Here is a 16,817-nt window from a genome sequence, read left to right on the forward strand (position 1 = left end):
AAAATGCAAAATACCCATCAAACGCGTGAAACATGTGTTTGATGGGTATTTTGTGTATTTTTATGAATAAATCAGGACGATTGCAATTATTTCTGTTTTGTTTGGATTCATTTTTGTTTTTTCAGACTGGCTGTACACGTTAGTTTACGGTATCTTGTCACCACTTGGTTTGGGGCCTTTTGTTGGTGAAGGGTTATTCGGGCTGTGGTGTATGGGCGGTCCAATCGCTTTTATGGTGGTTCGATTGCCAGGCTCATCTCTGATCAGTGAAATTCTTGGCGCCTTTTTGGAAAGCGGCATGGGTGGCCAGTTTGGAATTACGGCCTTATTTGCCGGATTCTTTCAAGGACTAGGGAGTGAACTGGGTTTTGCGAGCTTTAGATACAAGCGGTTTGATGTTAGGTCACTCCTGCTGGCCGCCGTTTTATCAACCGTTGTCACCTTTGGGTCTGCATTATTTATCCATGGCTACATCAAGTTAAAACTCTTGATGATGCTAGCCCTATTTCTCACTCGCTTAGTTTCCAACCTAATTTTCTCGGTTGGCCTTGTGAGTTTGATTCATAATTTATTTACCCGGGCTCATACTTTTGAAACCAGAAAATCATAATTGGAGGAACTTCACATGAACATTGACTGTAATATTGATGGCTCAGTAGACGTAACCGGCTGCAAGCTTAGTGTCTATCCCATGAGTGACCAATTCGCCACGATCATTACCGACGCCATTAAACAACTTAATTCGCTTGAATTACCTGTTTGGCAAAAAACGGATATGTTCAGTACAACATACCGGGGACGCCAAGAAAATGTCGTTAACATTGTGAAAGCTGCATGCCAACTTACCTACACGGATTCAACTCATACCGTATATGAATTGACCTTCTCAAAAGGATGTCCAGGCGATACCGACGCGGATCATTACCTAAATGAAGAAATCACCCCAATCAAGTTGGGCAAAGCGCTCCCCAATATGCATGTCGACTGTAAGTATTCCTTCTATGCATTTGGGGATGCCGACTACATGAAAGATATCGAAAAAATCGTTAATATGGCCGAAGTTAAGGGGCTCAATCCTGAAGGAATGCACTACGCAACTAAATTATCCGGTTCCGTGAATGATTTGTTTGATTACTTTAACGAAGCACTCAGCTATGCCCACGAGCACATTCGCCATTATGTGATGGAAGTGACGATTTCGGTTAATAGTCCATCGGTAAGCTCAAATTAGCAGGAGAATAGTTGACCTCGTGTCATTATTATTGACACTTCCCTAAGAAAGGGTCGATAATATTGTTTATGGTTCATCAACAATTTTTGACGTTGATTTAAATTTAGGAGGTTCACATAATGGCAACTTTAACTGAGGAACAGAAACAATTAGTTCAAGATGCGTTTGGCTTTATCGCAACCGTCGATGAAAATGGTAATCCACAAATTGGCCCTAAGGGTACTCTGCGGGTTCTTGATGATGAACATTTAATCTATAACGAGGAAACGGGTCATCAATCATGGCATAACGTCCAAGTGAATCCGAAGATTGCCGCTGCTTTTCATCCTTATCCCGGTATGAAGGGTTTCCGGGTCGAGGGCAAAGCAACCATTCACAAGGATGATCAAATATTTGATGATGCTGAAAAATATGCTGCCGCAAATCAACTCCCAAAGGCACTCGCCGCTGTCGTTATTTCTGTTGACCGAACGGTTAGTTTGGATGCTGGCAAGAATGCTGGGATTGAAATTGAGAATAACCCAGTGCATGACTGACTTTATAAAATCATTCTTTCTAAAAGGGCTTCAGATATTGGATTATCCGATATCTGAAGCCTTTTTGCTTGATAGTGCCTGATAAAAAAGTTGATAATAAATGTTTTATTTTTTCCAATGATCACGAAAGGTACGAAGTAGTTTGTAAGCAGTAGATAGGTTCTTTCCAATCCTGTGTGATTCGTTACATTAAGATTCGCATGTCCTCCGTTTTATAAGGATCCAGCAACGAAATTTCAATTCTTTCACACGATACTGGAAAGAACCTTTTCACTGCTTACGAAAACTCAATCATGGACGAATATGATCAAAAGTCTTCGTACGAAAAATTTATTTTTTGGAGGAAAGAAATTCTTTATGGATATTGTTATTTTAATAGGGGCAGTTATTTTCGGCATCGTGTCATGATCTCAGCCTTTAATACCAAGATTCGCTATGGCTTTTTCACCCATTACGACAGTCGAAGCAAAGGACTGGGATGGCTTGCTATCCTACTAATCATTATTGGGTTAGGAATAGTTCTTTTAAAAGCTTATTTGAACGGACAACTAGGCTAAATACTTAGTCCAAAATGTAATAACTCGAAAAGCCCGCCATAGCAAAGTTCAGATGACACATCCCCATGTTGGTTGATCCAGTACAAAAACACCGTCAAGGAATCTTCCTGGGCAACCACCCAGCGAATCTTTCGGTTACATATCTTACCCGTGTTTGGAAATACCAGGTTGAAAAGATCACTGTACCAATGTGTCAGCAGGCTGTTAACGACTGGTTCAATGATAGGCTGCGTCAATACCATCGTTTTCTGAATTACGCCGGTAAAGTACTCAAATATGCCATTACCATGCAGCTAATTATGTACAATCCGGTAGATGGTATCATTATCCCTCGTCAAACTGATAATTGGACCCGGCAAAATATTGAGAATTATTACGATAAGCAAGAATTGGAACACCTCTTCGAATGTTTCAAAGATGATAGTCAAATTCCTCAAGCCTGTGTCTTTTTTAGACTAGCTGCTTTTTCGGGGATGCGAAAATCTGAAATGCTGGCACTTAAATGGAGTGATGTTAATTTCAAAGATTGTTCAATTGATATCAATAAAACGCAATCTCGTGGCGCTGATAATCGTTTAGTAGCCCAGTCGCCCAAAACTACCGAACCGTGTTTATAGCGCCTGAAGCCGCCTAAATTTTGCGACAGTGGAAAAAAAGCAAGCAAAGTATTTGCAGGCCTTAGGTTTTCCACTTGGTGACAATTTAGTTTTCTGTAACGAACGAAATAAAATGTTTCAACTAGTTAAACCCCAGCTATGGCTAAAATATGTCATTGATAACTATGATTTGAAGAAAGTTACTGTCCATGCTTTCAGCCATACTTATGCTACTTTATCCCATGATGCGGGTGCCAATCCGATTGCAGTAAAAGAACAACAACTAAGTCACTCGTCACTAAAGACTACTTTTGACGTCTATACCGCCACTACCTGCAAGGAACCTAATGAAGCTACAAAAAAGTTGGCAGCGTATTTAAAATTTTAATTACGGTATACCAATTCGGCCGGATTCGGTCAATTATTGTTGCCACTGATATTTTGGCTCCCCCTGGGGTGACAATCAGTGACAACGGATAACAATCGAAGGTAAAGAAAATCCCGTCCTCATAGGCTTTTGACAACCTATGAAAACGGGAGAAAACCAAAAATTGGGCTAGCTGGGTTCGAACCAGCGCATCACGGGATCAAAACCCGTTGCCTTACCTCTTGGCTATAGCCCAAAAATAAAATGGAGGGGAGTGGATTCGAACCACCGAACCCGAAGGAGCGGATTTACAGTCCGCCGCGTTTAGCCAGACTTCGCTACCCCTCCAGCATTGTGTTTGCTATCAAACCAACGAGTATTATAATACAAAATTTTTCGGCCACCGTCAAGCGCAATATTCAATTTATTTGAATAAATTTGAGTTGGCGTTGCCATTCTGTTATGAAATCAGCACTTTGCCATTCGTTATGATGGTGATTGTGGTATCCAACGGCGCCATTGTAATACCAAGTTGCCTTAATTTTCGTTGGTACATATCGATTATGAATGTGACCAAAAATCACAGAATTAACCGCATATTGGTCAATAAGTGCCTGAAATCTGATACTTCCCATCATTGCATTTGCCATATTCCAAAAGCGAAAATCTTTTGTATATCGAATAAACTTTTGGTTCGGGACAAAGTGCGTCATCACAATCACCTTTTTCGAGGCATTTTTGGCCGCTATGAGCTGTTTCTCCAATTCTTGAAGGACGATGTCCTCGCGCTCAATATCGCTCATAGGTTGCGAAATTTGGCTATCTATCCAATACGTCTGCTTCCAGTGATAAAAATCTGATTCTGATTTAGCAACATTGCTGGCAAATGAGTAGTCATACCACCCGTTAATCCCGATAATCCTGATATCAGTGTTGGGAATATCAACAAATCGATTGTTAATATATCCAGGCCACCTCCCCTTTTCAAGTTCTTCATAAGTAACGTTTCTGATCATGTCATGATTTCCGGCAATAAACAAAACATTGGTCGATACCACTTTCCTCTTCAGATCATGCACATATGCCAAGACTTTCTCAAAATCATTGAACATGTCACCTGCAATCAAGTAATAATCTACGTAATGCTCATTCAAGTATGCGGCTTGCTGTTCAATAATTCGGTTAATATCAACTTTATTGATGTCAAAATGATCGTCGCTAGATGCAACTATTTTTACCATATTCTTCTCCCATAATTAAAAGTGTTATCCCAGAAAGGATAACACTTTTTTGTTGATCGCTATTAGTTAACGCCTTCCATAAGTCGTTTAACCGGCTTGACAAGGAACGCCAGGATGACTCCAGCAACAATTGCGCAAATTCCAATGATCAAGAAATAATTAATTTCATTATCAGGCGTATAGTACTTAACAATTTGTGAGTTAATTGCTTGTCCAGCCGCGTCGGCTAAGAACCACATACTCATCATTTGAGATTCAAAAGCTTTTGGTGCAAGTTTTGTCGTTACAGAAAGGCCAATTGGCGAGATTAACAACTCCGCAACTTCAACAATTGCCCAGCTACCAACTAACCACAACGGACTTACGCGAGCGGAAGTTCCGAACAAAGAAGCTGGCAGGATCATGAAAATATACGATAACCCGGCAATCACCATTCCTAAAGAGAATTTAGAAGGCGAACTAGGTTGCTTCTTCCCTAATTTAATCCACAACCATGCAAAGAATGGCGTATAGAGCATAATAAATGCGGGGTTTAATGACTGGTAGAAACCAGCTCGAATTTGGAAACCAAAAAAGTTATTATTGGTTTGATTCTGCGCAAACAAAGCTAAAACAACTGATCCCTGCTCTTCAATGGCCCAAAAAATCGTTGCAGCAATGAATAATGGAATATAAGCAATAACTCGAGAACGTTCAGTACTTGAAATTTTCTTGCTGGAAATAATAATGACAAAGTAAATAATTGGGGTGGCAATCGCAATGAGACTAAGTAAGGTGATAAATGTACTTAGTGACAAGGTCCCCATCACTTGCATCAATAACAATACTAATCCAAAGACGACCACGCCAACGCCAATCCGAAACGATAACTTTTTAACGTCTTCAGGTTCAAGCGGATCAGATGGATAAAGGCTCGTACTTGGCAAGTGCTTCTTACCACCACGGATATACTGTAGGAGACCGAAAAACATCCCAATAGCAGCCAAAGAAAAACCAAGGTGGAAGTTGTAACTCATTCCCAGCCAGCTAACTAGGATTGGTGAAATAAACGACCCTAAGTTAATCCCAAACACAAAGATCGTAAATCCAGAATCTCGTCGGTTATCATACTCAGTATATAACCCACCAACCATCTCAGAAATATTTGGCTTTAATAGACCGGTTCCCAAGGTGATTAAAACGATTGAGGCAAATAACGCAATCCGTCCTAATGGCATTGAGAGAGCAATGTGGCCAAACATAATCAGGACACCACCATAGAATACAGTTCTCCGACTTCCTAAAATACGGTCACTAATGAAACCACCGGCAACAGAAGTCAAGTAAACCAACGATCCATAGATGGACATGATTGATGCAGCAAGTGGTTGTGAAAAGCCCAAACCACCTTTACTGATACTGAAATACATGTAAAATAACAGGATTGCCCGCATTCCGTAGTAACTAAAGCGCTCCCACATTTCAGTATAGAATAACGTCGATAATCCTCTTGGTTGGCCAAAGAATGAGCTGTCAGCTCGTCTTTCCTGGTCAGTTTGTTCATGTTGTTGCATGTGATACCCTCCAAAAAATAAATCTAATCCACCTTAACACGTGTTAACTGGATTAGATCATTCATTAATAATTGTTCTTTAAAGCTTATCAAAGATCAAACCATAACAACTATTATATTCCAGAATGGAAGGTAATTCAATGACGGCAGAATATCGACCAGTATTTTTTGAGAAAAATAAAATCAACCTGTTTATTGACTTATTCTTATCAACGGAATTAATTTGGTCAATAAGAAATAAATTGTTTCAGTATTCATCAGTGTGTCTTGTGCGTGGGTGAACAGCACCGAGTATTGCAAATTATCTACATATTTAATTGCTTTGTTTTGCTCATTATGCGCCTTTATGAGCCATTTATGAGCTTTCTCGAATTGTGCAGGTACATCGTCTTTTTTATATGTAGATAATGAGATTGTATCAATTGTTTGGTTAAGAATCTGCTTGGCTTTTCCCGAATAGGTCAACATGAGCATTGAGATTTGATTTAATTCATTTTCATCCATTAAACTGCCTTTGCAGACTTAAATTGATTGAGAATGAACTTGACGAGCTTTTCGCCGTTAGCCCAACCATATACTTCATCAGGAATTGTTAAAAGGTTGGCTTTACCGTCAAGCAATTCAAGCTCCTTTTCGTGATAAGTGGCCTGTGGTGCTACCAAGACCAAATCAACACCGTCATTCAAATGTTGCGCCGCATTTTCAAAATCACTTGGTATTAAATTAATATCTGCCTGATAGTTCTCAATAAATAATTTAGCTGACTTAACTAAAAAATTACTAGAAATTCCATCTTCGCAAACGAGTAAAATATTTTTCATTATAAAAATCCCCTTTTCTTTTATTACCTATACAGAATAACAAATATATTGGTATACCACAAGGGGATATTCGGATTTATTAATGCACAAGTTCTTTTATATAAAGCAGTTTAGATATTTATGCGTTCTATACCAATTATAGCGTTTTTACATGTACCAATTATAAGTGCTGCTATGAGTCGCTAGTATGGGTACGGCTTCGCTTTTCCTGGATGTTAATTCTGGCGTTTTTAATTGATTCACAATTAAAAATTAGTACTTTTTCAACACAAGCACTTTCTTTGGCCCTACAATATTTAAAGAAGCAGCGTGTAGATAAGACAAAAACAAAAAAAGGCCCCTAATCCCTTCTTAATTAAAAGGACTAAGAGTGTCTTCTTCTGTCATAAAAAACTGACTATAATCATTGATGCCGACTGCAGGCACAAGTGCCCCTTACAAACGCTGATATAAAGGCATTTATAATTTTAATTGACCGTTATTTGACCGTTATTAGCTATTTTGTCCTCAAAAATGATAGTTCAATAACCAAAGGCTAATATGTGCATAATATTATCAAAAGCACAAAATAATATTAATTAATATATACCAATATATGTATTCCCCCCCATAATCATTCAAGGGAGATTCATCTCACATAAATTTCTCAATTAAATAAATAATCAACGGTACAATAATTCCCGCTGCCACTAAAGAAATTAATGCATAGTTAATATGTGTAAGGTTATCAATTCGATGTTCATTTTCAATAGACTTAGCCAAAGCTTTATCTGTTTTAGCATTCAAATCAGCCTGATCATTCAGCTGTTGTTTAATGGAAGAAATATCTTCTTTAATGCCAATGAGCATTTTAGTCATATTGATTTCATCAGGAACTTCCACCATTATTTATCACCAGCCTTTACTGCAAAAATAAATTTAACTTTATCTTTGTTTGCTGTATAGTAACCAGTCGGTGTAGAAAGTCGATAAATTTTACCATATTTTATTGGGGTAGCATAGAATCGACTTCCTTTAATCAGACGGGTATGCCGTTTTGACTTGAATTCAGCATCGTTAAATTGGTGAATTACGCTTTGTGTTGCTTCGTATAGGCCTGGAGTTTGATAATATTCCGGTTTAGCAGGTTTAATAACTACCCCACTTCCGGACAGTGAACCATCAAAATCTAAGCTGGCGTCAACCTTTAATCCATCGTAGTTATCGGTATATTGCCAGGCATTCGCATTATCAATTCCCGGTTGACTAACACCATACGCCGCTACCCAAATATGCTTATCAATAAGTTTCGCTCGATCAATTCGCTTTTCAGCAAACCATGAACCGGATCCATAAGTAATAACGTTGGTAAATCCGTTGGCTTTTAACTCCTTTAAAAAGGCATTTACTTCAGCTGTGGTCTTCCAAGGAAGGTCTTGTGCTTCCACATCTAGGGCCAAGACTGTGGATTTATCCAACCCAAAGCTTTTTACCCAAGCTAAGAAATACTTAGCTTCTGATGAACCATGACCATGAAAGAAATGATAAACACTCACAGTACCAAATACTTTGAATCCGTTAGCCACTTGTTCTCTAGCTTTAGGGTTAATGTATCCAGTGCCTTCCGTCAATTTAACCACCGTGGCATCAATTCCGTGACTTTTTAAAAATTTCATGTAGGTCTCAGAACTGCCTTGGTAAGCAGATAAATCAGCAACCTTTTTTGTCATTTTCGTCACTTCCTACTTTTGTTCAGATGATTGGGGTTCGTTAAATACTTCCGGATCGTCATTGACTGGAACGTCGGGTGTAACGTCATTGGTAGGCGCCGGAGTAACAGGTGCTTTGTGATTATCTCCCTTTAGAGTGTGTTTATAATACTGGTAAGCTTGTTCTGCTAATCCTTCAATTGTTTCTGCTTTAAAATTAAAGCCGGACTCTTTTAAGCCAGAATCAACAAATTGATTGACCACTTTTTTACGATCAGAATTACTTAAAGCTGGCATACTTGCCACCACAGGAACGAAAGCATTCGCTAATTTCAAGCCTAATTCCATCCCTTGCTTGATATGAGTATTCTTTTCAGTTTTAATTTTAGCTTCAATCAACGGTTTAACCAATTTGTAAGTTGCTGGAATTACAGCAATTAAAAAAGCAACCAGTCCGGTTGCTTTAAGAGAATTAAAAATATCGACAATTTGTGTGTACATAAAATTACCTCCATAAAATTTGTGTAAAAGAAAACGCCCCGCTTTAAAGGGCGTCCTCAATTCATATCATATTGAAGAATATGAAATTCCTTCTTGGAGGAATGGAATTCCACAAACACTTTGTATCACGATTATATAGTCGTAACAACTAATTATTAAAAACAAACACGCCCATCTTATGACGGGCGTGTATACATCACATACATTGAGGGGAATGTATGAGCATGGGGCATTCATAAATGCTCAGATGAATATTCGAATGCGTAGACATTAGAGGGGTTAATGCCTACGAAAATGATTATACCACTGTTCCAAAAGAGTGACCGACTTTAATTTAATTAAACTTGCATTCCGCCAAGAGATCACATGTGGGTTTACTAAACTGAGTAATCGTTATGATGAGCTTGTTACTTGGGCAACGCTACCAGTGTCATAATTCTTACCAGTAATATCAGTAAACTGATCTTTTGTTAATTCATTCCAACCAACGAACAGTTTCAATTTATCATAAGATAACCAACCGTTATCATATTCAATTTTAAGCATTCCGTGCCAATCAATATTAAACATTGTATTACCTCCTTTTATTAAGCTGGTGAATTAGTTGTATTTGCTACCGGTACAGCAGTTGCTTTTTCAGAATCATTTAATTGAGTTTGAATATTTTGTAGTTCTCCGAGAATTTGTCCTTGAACCACTGAAATGTTACTTACCAAAGATCCCAATTGTGAATCAGTTTGAGTACCTGTCGATTGCAAAGATTGTAATTGAGTTTGTAAAGTTGTTACATCTGTACTTACTTGATTCAATGAAACGCTTGGTAAGTTACCCGGATTGAGCAATTTTTGATTGGTTGAATCATATCTAAACTTATCTGGGTATTGAGCAAACTGATTAATCCATGAATCTAAAACAAATACTTTTGTGTAACCATCTGTTTCGACTTTTTTATAGTCAGTAACAAAACCATTTGAATCAAACGTAATATAAATAAACATTATTTATTATCTCCTTTTTTATCGTTGTTCAATAATTATAATTTTTTGTATATTACTTGAAAAAATCTACATTAAATTTAATTAGATTAGAATGAGTTGATCTCCGTCCTTATTTAACTAAATAGATATAACTACCCTTGTTCTCGAAGAAATAAGTTCCATATTTTATAATCCCTGTTTGAGTTGATTTATTAATGTATCTCCCATACTACTTAATTCTGGAACATTTGCAGTAATATCAAGAATGACAAATTGTAAATTGCCGATTAGCTTATCAACTCTTGGATCATTCGTATTACTTGGAATATCACTTTTTGTTGCGACATCCGTACCATCTACTTGCAAACCAGCAGTAAAGTTTGCTGGCTTATCAGTTGTAACCACTTTACTTGTTGCCGTATTAACGGCGGTTGTAACATCTGATTTAGTTGCCACATCAATTCCAGACTTTTGAAGTTTTCCTGTAAAATTGGCATCCTTAGTCGTATCTGCAAGTGTTGATGAAACTGCTGGCACACCGTCTTTAGTGATATACGGATTACCTGTTGTCTTGTCAATTGGCGCAGTATCAAAAGTATTTTTACCTGTAAACTCTTGATCTGAACCTGTACGTGCTAGGTCACTTGGCAAACTGCTTGCGAGAAGCAACGGATTATTGTTGACCGTTGGAACGGTATCGAAATTGTTAGCACCGCTTTTATGAGCAACTTTACTGTCGTCAGCAGGTGTGTAACCAATTTTATCTTGTTTAGCGTTAACTTCTTCAATTCCCGCTACATCACTGGCTGGTTTACGCATATCTGTACTGTGAACAACTTCTGGATCGTTAGCCAATTTAACCCAATTTAGAGCACTGGTATTTCCGTTATAAATTCCGCCAACATAGTAAGAGACTTTCGTAAATTCTCCAGTTAAAATTCCCCAAACACGATTAAATTGAAGTTGAATAATACCACGCCAATTATCCGAAGAATCTGGTGTATCCAAAGCATCTTTACCAATATAAATGGTATAAAACCCAGTAGTAGAAGTGTCTAAAAGCTGTTTTATGCTTTTATATGGATAATTTGCTCCAATATGGGCGGTCGGCGCACCCGTTACATCAGTAATTGGGTACTTCTGCCAGTTAGCAGTATCGGTGACGTTAACTTTTGTACTTAATCCATTATTTAAATCAGTAACAGTAACGTAGTTACTTAAATCTGGACTTACACTTCCGCAATTTTTCCATTTTCCTGCATCCCAAACATATAAATCTGTACCAATAAAATAACAATATCCTTCTTGATTTCCAGCAGTTGGAAGTTGTGAAGCTTCCTTGACTGTACCTTTAACAACTAACCCAGAACCAACAGGGCCTCGTGGGCCAATTGGTCCCATAGGACCCATTGGTCCAGTATCACCTTTATCACCTTTTTGTGAAACAAGATAAAAGACTTTTGTTGTGTGATCAGTATAATTTAAAGTAGCTTTCATCCACAAATAGGGATTTGTAGTCGTTGTAGCAACGATGTTATTTGACCAAATTCCTGTTGGAGCAGTAGTTGCACTACTTGAAATTTGATATTGAATTGTAGTTGAAGAAATGCCCGTGCCAGTATTTCCTTGAATACCTTGAATTCCTCGATCACCTTTCGGTCCTTGTAATGGTCCACAATCTTTCCATGCGTTGTTTACTCGAACATATAATTCTTCGCCAACTAAATAGCCGTCACCTTCGTTTGCTGTTGAGGGTAAATTTGAAACTGATGAAACTTTGTCTTTGATTTCAAGACCAGTACCAGTATCACCTTTATCGCCTTTTTTAACGTTTGACACTGTATTTTGCATTTGTGTCATCATATCATCAAATTGATCTTTAAATTGATCAAAGGTAATAACTGGAATTACTTCACCAGTATCACTCATCAGATTCTCTTCAATTGAGAACCCTAATGTCCCATCACTTGGAAAAATTGCCTGCGTACCATCATTCATAGTAACCCAAACTTCAATATCATAATCATCTGAAACCAATGTGTTCATGATATCCTGATTAATTGGAAAGCTTAGTGTTCCACCAAGCGGACTAGTTACAGTGGTTAAATCAATAGTTTGTTGCATGATGTAGCCATCATCATTAGCTATTTTTACCAGAATTGACTTAGCATTAGTTAAATCAAAGGCCACCCCGTCGGCCGTGAGTGCCAGATTAAAAGCAGTGGTTGTATCTAAATATTTAACCACATCATTATCATCCGTGAATGCGAGTTCCTTGCTCATTATTTTTCGCCTTCTTTCTAAGCTGATTATTTTCAATTTTTAATAACGCAATTTGTTGATTTTTTGCTGCCATATCTTGACTGTACTCATTAACTAATTGGTTAATTAAATCTTGCGCTTTAATATCATTCATCAAATCACCTTACTTATTCTTCTTCCTCTTCAATTCACTTTTAATATCACTAATTTCACTGCGAATCCTACTAATGTCACCATCAATCCTACTAACATCACCACTACTATCAGTTTTACTATTAATTTCTTTAAGTAAATCGGTCCCATGTGAAATAACATCACCAGCATGAATATCAATTGTCGATCCAGCTTCATTATGAAAATAGATATCAGTTCCGATAGTAGAAGATATTGAGGGATGGCCACTATCAGTAGAGCCACACTTGATTCTTTCCGCTAAATACGTCCAAGCATTTTCACTACCAATATGAGTATTATTACCGCCATATGCTGAAAAAGTCTGTCCTTTAATAACTGAGGCTCCAACATTAATTGAATCAATATCCAAGCCACCACGGATTTGAGTGTACCCATTACTATTTCCAGATACAAATTGAAGATATTTCCCATTATGAATGGCGCAGAATCCGCCTTTATCTAATGTAATCCTTCCATTATTACTATCTTCTTCGATTGAAGCTCCTGTAATTGAAGCTCCTGTAATTGTTGATTTTGCATCAATATTGGCAGCTTTAATGGTTGATGAATCAATTTCTACCGAATTCAAATATCCGGCTTCAATAGTTCCCAAATCAGCAGTTAATGCTGAAAGCTGTCCAACCGATAGGACAGTTTGAGACATTTTAGTCTTAACCCAGTCCGAACCATCGTAGGTATACATTTCACTAGTCATATGGTTACTGTCTTGAACATACCAAATATCACCTTCATCATGGGCTTTTCCATCATCAAATGGTTCTTGAGATGAGACAGTGATTTTCCCATCCAAAGAAGTTTTAATTTTACCCGCTTCATCAGCTGCAGAGTTAGCAGCATTTTTGGCGTCATCAGAGGCTTGCTGAGCAAGCTTGGCATTTTCATCAATATTTAACGTCCCCGTTGCAATAATCAATCGTTATCACCATCCTCAACTTCTGTCCCTTCGCCAGTTGACTCATCACCATCTTCATCACTATCTGAACTTGCATCCGAATCATCCGCATTATCATTTCCAGCAATTACTGGTTGTTCAGCTTCATCATTTTCACCTTCATCTTGTTCAGGATATTCAACAACTAAGTCTTTAGAATCATCACGGATTTTAAGGGGAGCCGTATATAATGCACTATGAGCAATAGACACAGTGTGTGCATCATCCCTATATTCAGAAACGTTAAAGCCAACAATTAACCTAGAATTATTAACATCTTCATAAACACCTTCGGGTTCCAAATGCCCGCCATTTTCCAACGGCACTGTTAACTTAATATCCTGCATTGGTTCCACCACATAATCAAATACCATTGACTGTGTAATTAAGTTAATACACATAACATGTTTGTCATCAGCATTGTTAGCATCACCCGCCGTAAAAAAAGCAAATGGATAACTAATCCCATTTGCCTGAAGAGTGTTATAAGCGCCATTATTAGTGGTTCCAGCTGGTAATGGCTTCCATTTAAAATCTTGCAATTTAAATTCAATGATTGGTTTGAAGTTTCCTGCCTGTAAATCGCTTATCTGACAAACATACACTTTCCCACTCGTCGTGCTTCCCAACCACAGATTGTTCTTCAAATCAACTGCAACTCGAAAATATTGTTTTACTTGGCAGCACTTAGTTATGTTACTGGCGCTCGTATTTGCTTGGTAAGGAAGAGTTACTAAATAATATTTCCCATCATTCTGATCTTTTATTTCTGTATAAATTGTGTTGGAACCTTCATCATAACCAAAAGAACCACAATGGCCACCTCCAGTCACAAACATCATGCTTTGTAATGTTCCATCGGCATTCCATTTAATAAACTCACAATCAGAATGGCTTTTGTCTTTAGTGTAGTGATAACTAGACAACACTGAACCATCACTCAATAAATATGAAAATTGTAAGGCCCCAATGTGCTGATCGCCATTAAAATCTTTGTTGGCGGCATCCTTAGTTTCCCAAAGCTTCTGCCAAGAGCCGTCAGCTGAACTACTGGTATCAATCCACATTTCAGCTTGATGTTTGACGTAAGCATCATCAATTGTTACAAGTAAAGTACCTACAAATGGTGGTTCAATAGTAACCTGATAACCATCTTTTGCATGGTCAGCTTCCCACCCAATATCACGGGTACCGTCCATATTAATTTTTTGCCAATTAAAAGCTTGCGGTGACAGATAAGAAGTCACGTTTTCACCTTCAATAAACAATCTCGCAATCACCCGTTTGGAAGTATCCGTGTTATACCAAGTCGAGCCCAACGGCGTAATCAAACTAACTGTGGCTGCATTGGCATTTTCTCGGGCATCTTCAAATAGTTTCTTAACATGGTCATTCCAACGCTGTTCCATATTACGGATAAACGCCGGCGTAATTACTTTAACTGTACTGAACTCACCTAATACAACTTTATTTTGACTTGGGTCACTTTCTGAGGTAGTTTGCTGAATGACTCTTGCCTCCGTGGTTAAAATCGGGTTCATAGATAAATCAATCACCTTAATAGTATCGCCCAAGTTAGCTTGAAAATCTTGAGTAACCTCCACGGCATAGTTAATTCGTGGATGATTGTACAATCTTAATTCACGTAATCCCCAATCAAGTAATGCTTTAGGTTCAGTAATGGTATCACTCGTGATGGTCCCTTCTAGCCAGGTATTGCTATCATTGTTATAAAGAGAATTTGCCGATAGATCGGTAATATAGTTCTTACCATTATTAACCTCTGCAATTGAAGCATTATTTGCGCCCACAATGTAAAGCTTGGTTACTAAATTAGTATCAACTGTTTCTCGTTGGACAGATAACATGTTTTGCCCATAGGTAATTGACTTACCTTCATCTTCTCCCAATTGATCAGCTAATTCTAAAATCAGGTCAGTCACAATACCATTAGTGTCAATATGGCAATAAGCATCAGCTTCCGCATCGTAAGTTGATAGAACCGTCTGTAAGGCAGCTTGACTAGAAGACGTTCCATCAAAATTAATATCGGCAAATAATCCCGAAGAACAATTATTTTGTAAGTCCCAACCGGTATCTGCCATGATCCATTGCATGGCTTGATCTAATTTACAATCTTTAATTTCTTTTTGGGGTGGAATGGTCTTATTTAGTTTATAGATTGCTAGGTTAATAGCATCCACCGTTACCAGATGAGCTCCACTAGTTGCATCAATGTTTTCGTCAACCTGATAGATTCGATAAATACGCCAATGATTATGCACATCATCATACACTGCGACACTATTACCAACCGTTAAGTATTGAGCCGCAGGGGCACTTTGCAACATGGTTAGTCCTGTTAATGTATCATTCCAGCTTTTGGAGTTAGCATTCGGATCCGTACTATTAAAAGTGCTAACGCCAGTAATACCATCATCCGAGTTACTGTTATCATCGGCAATTTGGCGTTCAACTACTTCACCCCAAAACGGGTTGGCGTCTGAATTAGTTGATAACGTGGCAACTCGCTTTAAATTTTTATCCAGGATAATATACAAATCTCTAACCTCCTTATTTATGTATGAAAAAAGTAGCCGCTTTCGTGACTACTTAATTGCTGGTCGATATTCAATTGTTACATCAGCATTTTTGGGATCCGGGACAAAGTGTAGAGTTTGTGGAACTCCACCGGTTAATTTAGGGAAGGTCGATAACCATGAAACGTATTTATCGGCCGGCTTTCCATCAATAGTAACTTTATTGTTGGCCGTATCAATAATAATTTCTTGACCAGCCTTGGCAATAATATGTGGTGTATCATCCGGATCAGTAGAGCCATCACTGCGCCATTCTTCATAATTGGTTAAAGCTTCATAATCCGACTTATACGCCACCACTGGATTAACTAAGTCCTCTTTAATATCATGCTTACCAAAGAAAACGCCTAAGTTAGCTAAAGCAAAACCAAACTTACCGGATTTATCTAACTTTTCCTTATGCATGTGAGTTTTATGGGTATTATTAACACTATATGGTTCACCAGTTTTAGGATCCCACTGGTTAATTTCTGCTACCCAATTGTCGTAAACTTTACCAGACTTATCCGATTTTTTCTGTCGTTCAAGAATAAATTCACCATAAAAATTCGAGTAGGCATCCCTATTCATATACGAGGTTTCAGTTACATATTCCTTTTCCTTTTTCTTCTTTGTCGTAGCTTTGGGGGCTGATGTCTTTTTGCCTCCTTTACTACTACTTTTCTTACCACCCTTTTTTGCTTTTACAACTCGTTTCTTTTTAGTCTTAGTCTTCTTACGCTTTTTTCGTTTCCTTCGAGCAAAGAATTGTAAATTCATTTT

General features: G+C 37.9%; 20 protein-coding genes and 2 tRNA genes. 6 read left to right on the plus strand and 16 right to left on the minus strand.

All coding sequences use genetic code 11. The features are described from left to right. The first annotated feature begins 88 nt into the window (after window positions 1-88). From QUF07_RS04115 to QUF07_RS04135, 6 genes are all read left to right on the plus strand, one after another. Entirely contained in the window at window positions 89-610 is a 522-nt protein-coding gene (locus tag QUF07_RS04115; protein WP_289426874.1) for an ECF transporter S component, read from the plus strand. Between the two features lie 15 nt (window positions 611-625). Further along, complete coding sequence (locus QUF07_RS04120) at window positions 626-1,231, plus strand: YkoF family thiamine/hydroxymethylpyrimidine-binding protein (protein WP_217342177.1); 606 nt, start codon at window positions 626-628, stop codon at window positions 1,229-1,231. Between the two features lie 119 nt (window positions 1,232-1,350). Continuing rightward, window positions 1,351-1,767 (plus strand): pyridoxamine 5'-phosphate oxidase family protein, encoded by a 417-nt coding sequence (locus QUF07_RS04125; RefSeq protein ID WP_217162324.1) that lies wholly within the window; start codon window positions 1,351-1,353, stop codon window positions 1,765-1,767. Between the two features lie 629 nt (window positions 1,768-2,396). After that, window positions 2,397-2,576 (plus strand): N-terminal phage integrase SAM-like domain-containing protein, encoded by a 180-nt coding sequence (locus QUF07_RS14110; protein WP_217162325.1) that lies wholly within the window; start codon window positions 2,397-2,399, stop codon window positions 2,574-2,576. Window positions 2,577-2,623: 47 nt separating this feature from the next. Next, complete coding sequence (locus tag QUF07_RS14115; RefSeq protein WP_217162326.1) at window positions 2,624-2,941, plus strand: tyrosine-type recombinase/integrase; 318 nt, start codon at window positions 2,624-2,626, stop codon at window positions 2,939-2,941. A 28-nt stretch (window positions 2,942-2,969) separates the two neighbouring features. Then, window positions 2,970-3,308, plus strand: a complete 339-nt coding sequence (locus QUF07_RS04135; RefSeq protein WP_217162327.1) for a site-specific integrase — start codon at window positions 2,970-2,972, stop codon at window positions 3,306-3,308. 163 nt (window positions 3,309-3,471) lie between these two features. On the opposite strand, the gene QUF07_RS04140 is transcribed toward QUF07_RS04135, so the two are convergent. The 16 genes from QUF07_RS04140 to QUF07_RS04215 form a co-directional block, all read right to left on the minus strand. Then, a tRNA-Gln gene (locus QUF07_RS04140) sits at window positions 3,472-3,543 on the minus strand. 9 nt (window positions 3,544-3,552) lie between these two features. Then, window positions 3,553-3,635, minus strand: a tRNA-Tyr gene (locus QUF07_RS04145). A gap of 71 nt (window positions 3,636-3,706) precedes the next feature. Continuing rightward, a complete protein-coding gene (locus QUF07_RS04150; protein WP_289426843.1) occupies window positions 3,707-4,528 on the minus strand; it encodes a metallophosphoesterase in 822 nt (273 codons plus the stop codon). A 62-nt stretch (window positions 4,529-4,590) separates the two neighbouring features. Further along, on the minus strand, window positions 4,591-6,081 hold the full coding sequence (locus QUF07_RS04155; protein ID WP_289426844.1) for a peptide MFS transporter: 1,491 nt from the start codon (window positions 6,079-6,081) through the stop codon (window positions 4,591-4,593). 191 nt (window positions 6,082-6,272) lie between these two features. Further along, entirely contained in the window at window positions 6,273-6,584 is a 312-nt protein-coding gene (locus QUF07_RS04160; RefSeq protein ID WP_217162499.1) for a PTS lactose/cellobiose transporter subunit IIA, read from the minus strand. Further along, on the minus strand, window positions 6,584-6,901 hold the full coding sequence (locus tag QUF07_RS04165; protein WP_217162500.1) for a PTS sugar transporter subunit IIB: 318 nt from the start codon (window positions 6,899-6,901) through the stop codon (window positions 6,584-6,586). Before QUF07_RS04165 ends, QUF07_RS04160 begins: the two co-directional genes overlap by 1 nt. 633 nt (window positions 6,902-7,534) lie before the next feature. Beyond that, on the minus strand, window positions 7,535-7,786 hold the full coding sequence (locus tag QUF07_RS04170) for a hypothetical protein (protein WP_020282065.1): 252 nt from the start codon (window positions 7,784-7,786) through the stop codon (window positions 7,535-7,537). Continuing rightward, window positions 7,786-8,610: a GH25 family lysozyme gene (locus QUF07_RS04175; RefSeq protein WP_289426845.1), complete on the minus strand. Its 825-nt coding sequence runs from the start codon at window positions 8,608-8,610 to the stop codon at window positions 7,786-7,788. The genes QUF07_RS04170 and QUF07_RS04175 overlap by 1 nt, the downstream gene beginning before the upstream one ends. Before the next feature lie 12 nt (window positions 8,611-8,622). Beyond that, window positions 8,623-9,090, minus strand: a complete 468-nt coding sequence (locus QUF07_RS04180) for a hypothetical protein (RefSeq protein ID WP_289426846.1) — start codon at window positions 9,088-9,090, stop codon at window positions 8,623-8,625. 393 nt (window positions 9,091-9,483) lie between these two features. Further along, window positions 9,484-9,660 (minus strand): XkdX family protein, encoded by a 177-nt coding sequence (locus QUF07_RS04185; RefSeq protein WP_014940198.1) that lies wholly within the window; start codon window positions 9,658-9,660, stop codon window positions 9,484-9,486. A gap of 17 nt (window positions 9,661-9,677) precedes the next feature. Beyond that, window positions 9,678-10,088 carry a hypothetical protein gene (locus QUF07_RS04190; protein ID WP_289426847.1) on the minus strand — a complete coding sequence of 137 codons (411 nt, stop codon included), beginning with the start codon at window positions 10,086-10,088 and terminating at the stop codon, window positions 9,678-9,680. Between the two features lie 165 nt (window positions 10,089-10,253). After that, window positions 10,254-12,350 (minus strand): hypothetical protein, encoded by a 2,097-nt coding sequence (locus QUF07_RS04195; RefSeq protein WP_289426848.1) that lies wholly within the window; start codon window positions 12,348-12,350, stop codon window positions 10,254-10,256. Next, window positions 12,322-12,483, minus strand: a complete 162-nt coding sequence (locus QUF07_RS04200; RefSeq protein ID WP_289426849.1) for a hypothetical protein — start codon at window positions 12,481-12,483, stop codon at window positions 12,322-12,324. Before QUF07_RS04200 ends, QUF07_RS04195 begins: the two co-directional genes overlap by 29 nt. Window positions 12,484-12,492: 9 nt before the next feature. After that, window positions 12,493-13,437, minus strand: a complete 945-nt coding sequence (locus tag QUF07_RS04205) for a hypothetical protein (RefSeq protein ID WP_289426850.1) — start codon at window positions 13,435-13,437, stop codon at window positions 12,493-12,495. Beyond that, a complete protein-coding gene (locus QUF07_RS04210) occupies window positions 13,434-16,016 on the minus strand; it encodes a phage tail spike protein (RefSeq protein ID WP_289426851.1) in 2,583 nt (860 codons plus the stop codon). The genes QUF07_RS04205 and QUF07_RS04210 overlap by 4 nt, the downstream gene beginning before the upstream one ends. A gap of 48 nt (window positions 16,017-16,064) precedes the next feature. Further along, on the minus strand, window positions 16,065-16,814 hold the full coding sequence (locus QUF07_RS04215) for a phage distal tail protein (protein WP_289426852.1): 750 nt from the start codon (window positions 16,812-16,814) through the stop codon (window positions 16,065-16,067). Window positions 16,815-16,817 lie beyond the last annotated feature (3 nt).

Source organism: Lentilactobacillus sp. TOM.63 (assembly GCF_030361045.1).
Taxonomy (GTDB): domain Bacteria; phylum Bacillota; class Bacilli; order Lactobacillales; family Lactobacillaceae; genus Lentilactobacillus; species Lentilactobacillus dabitei.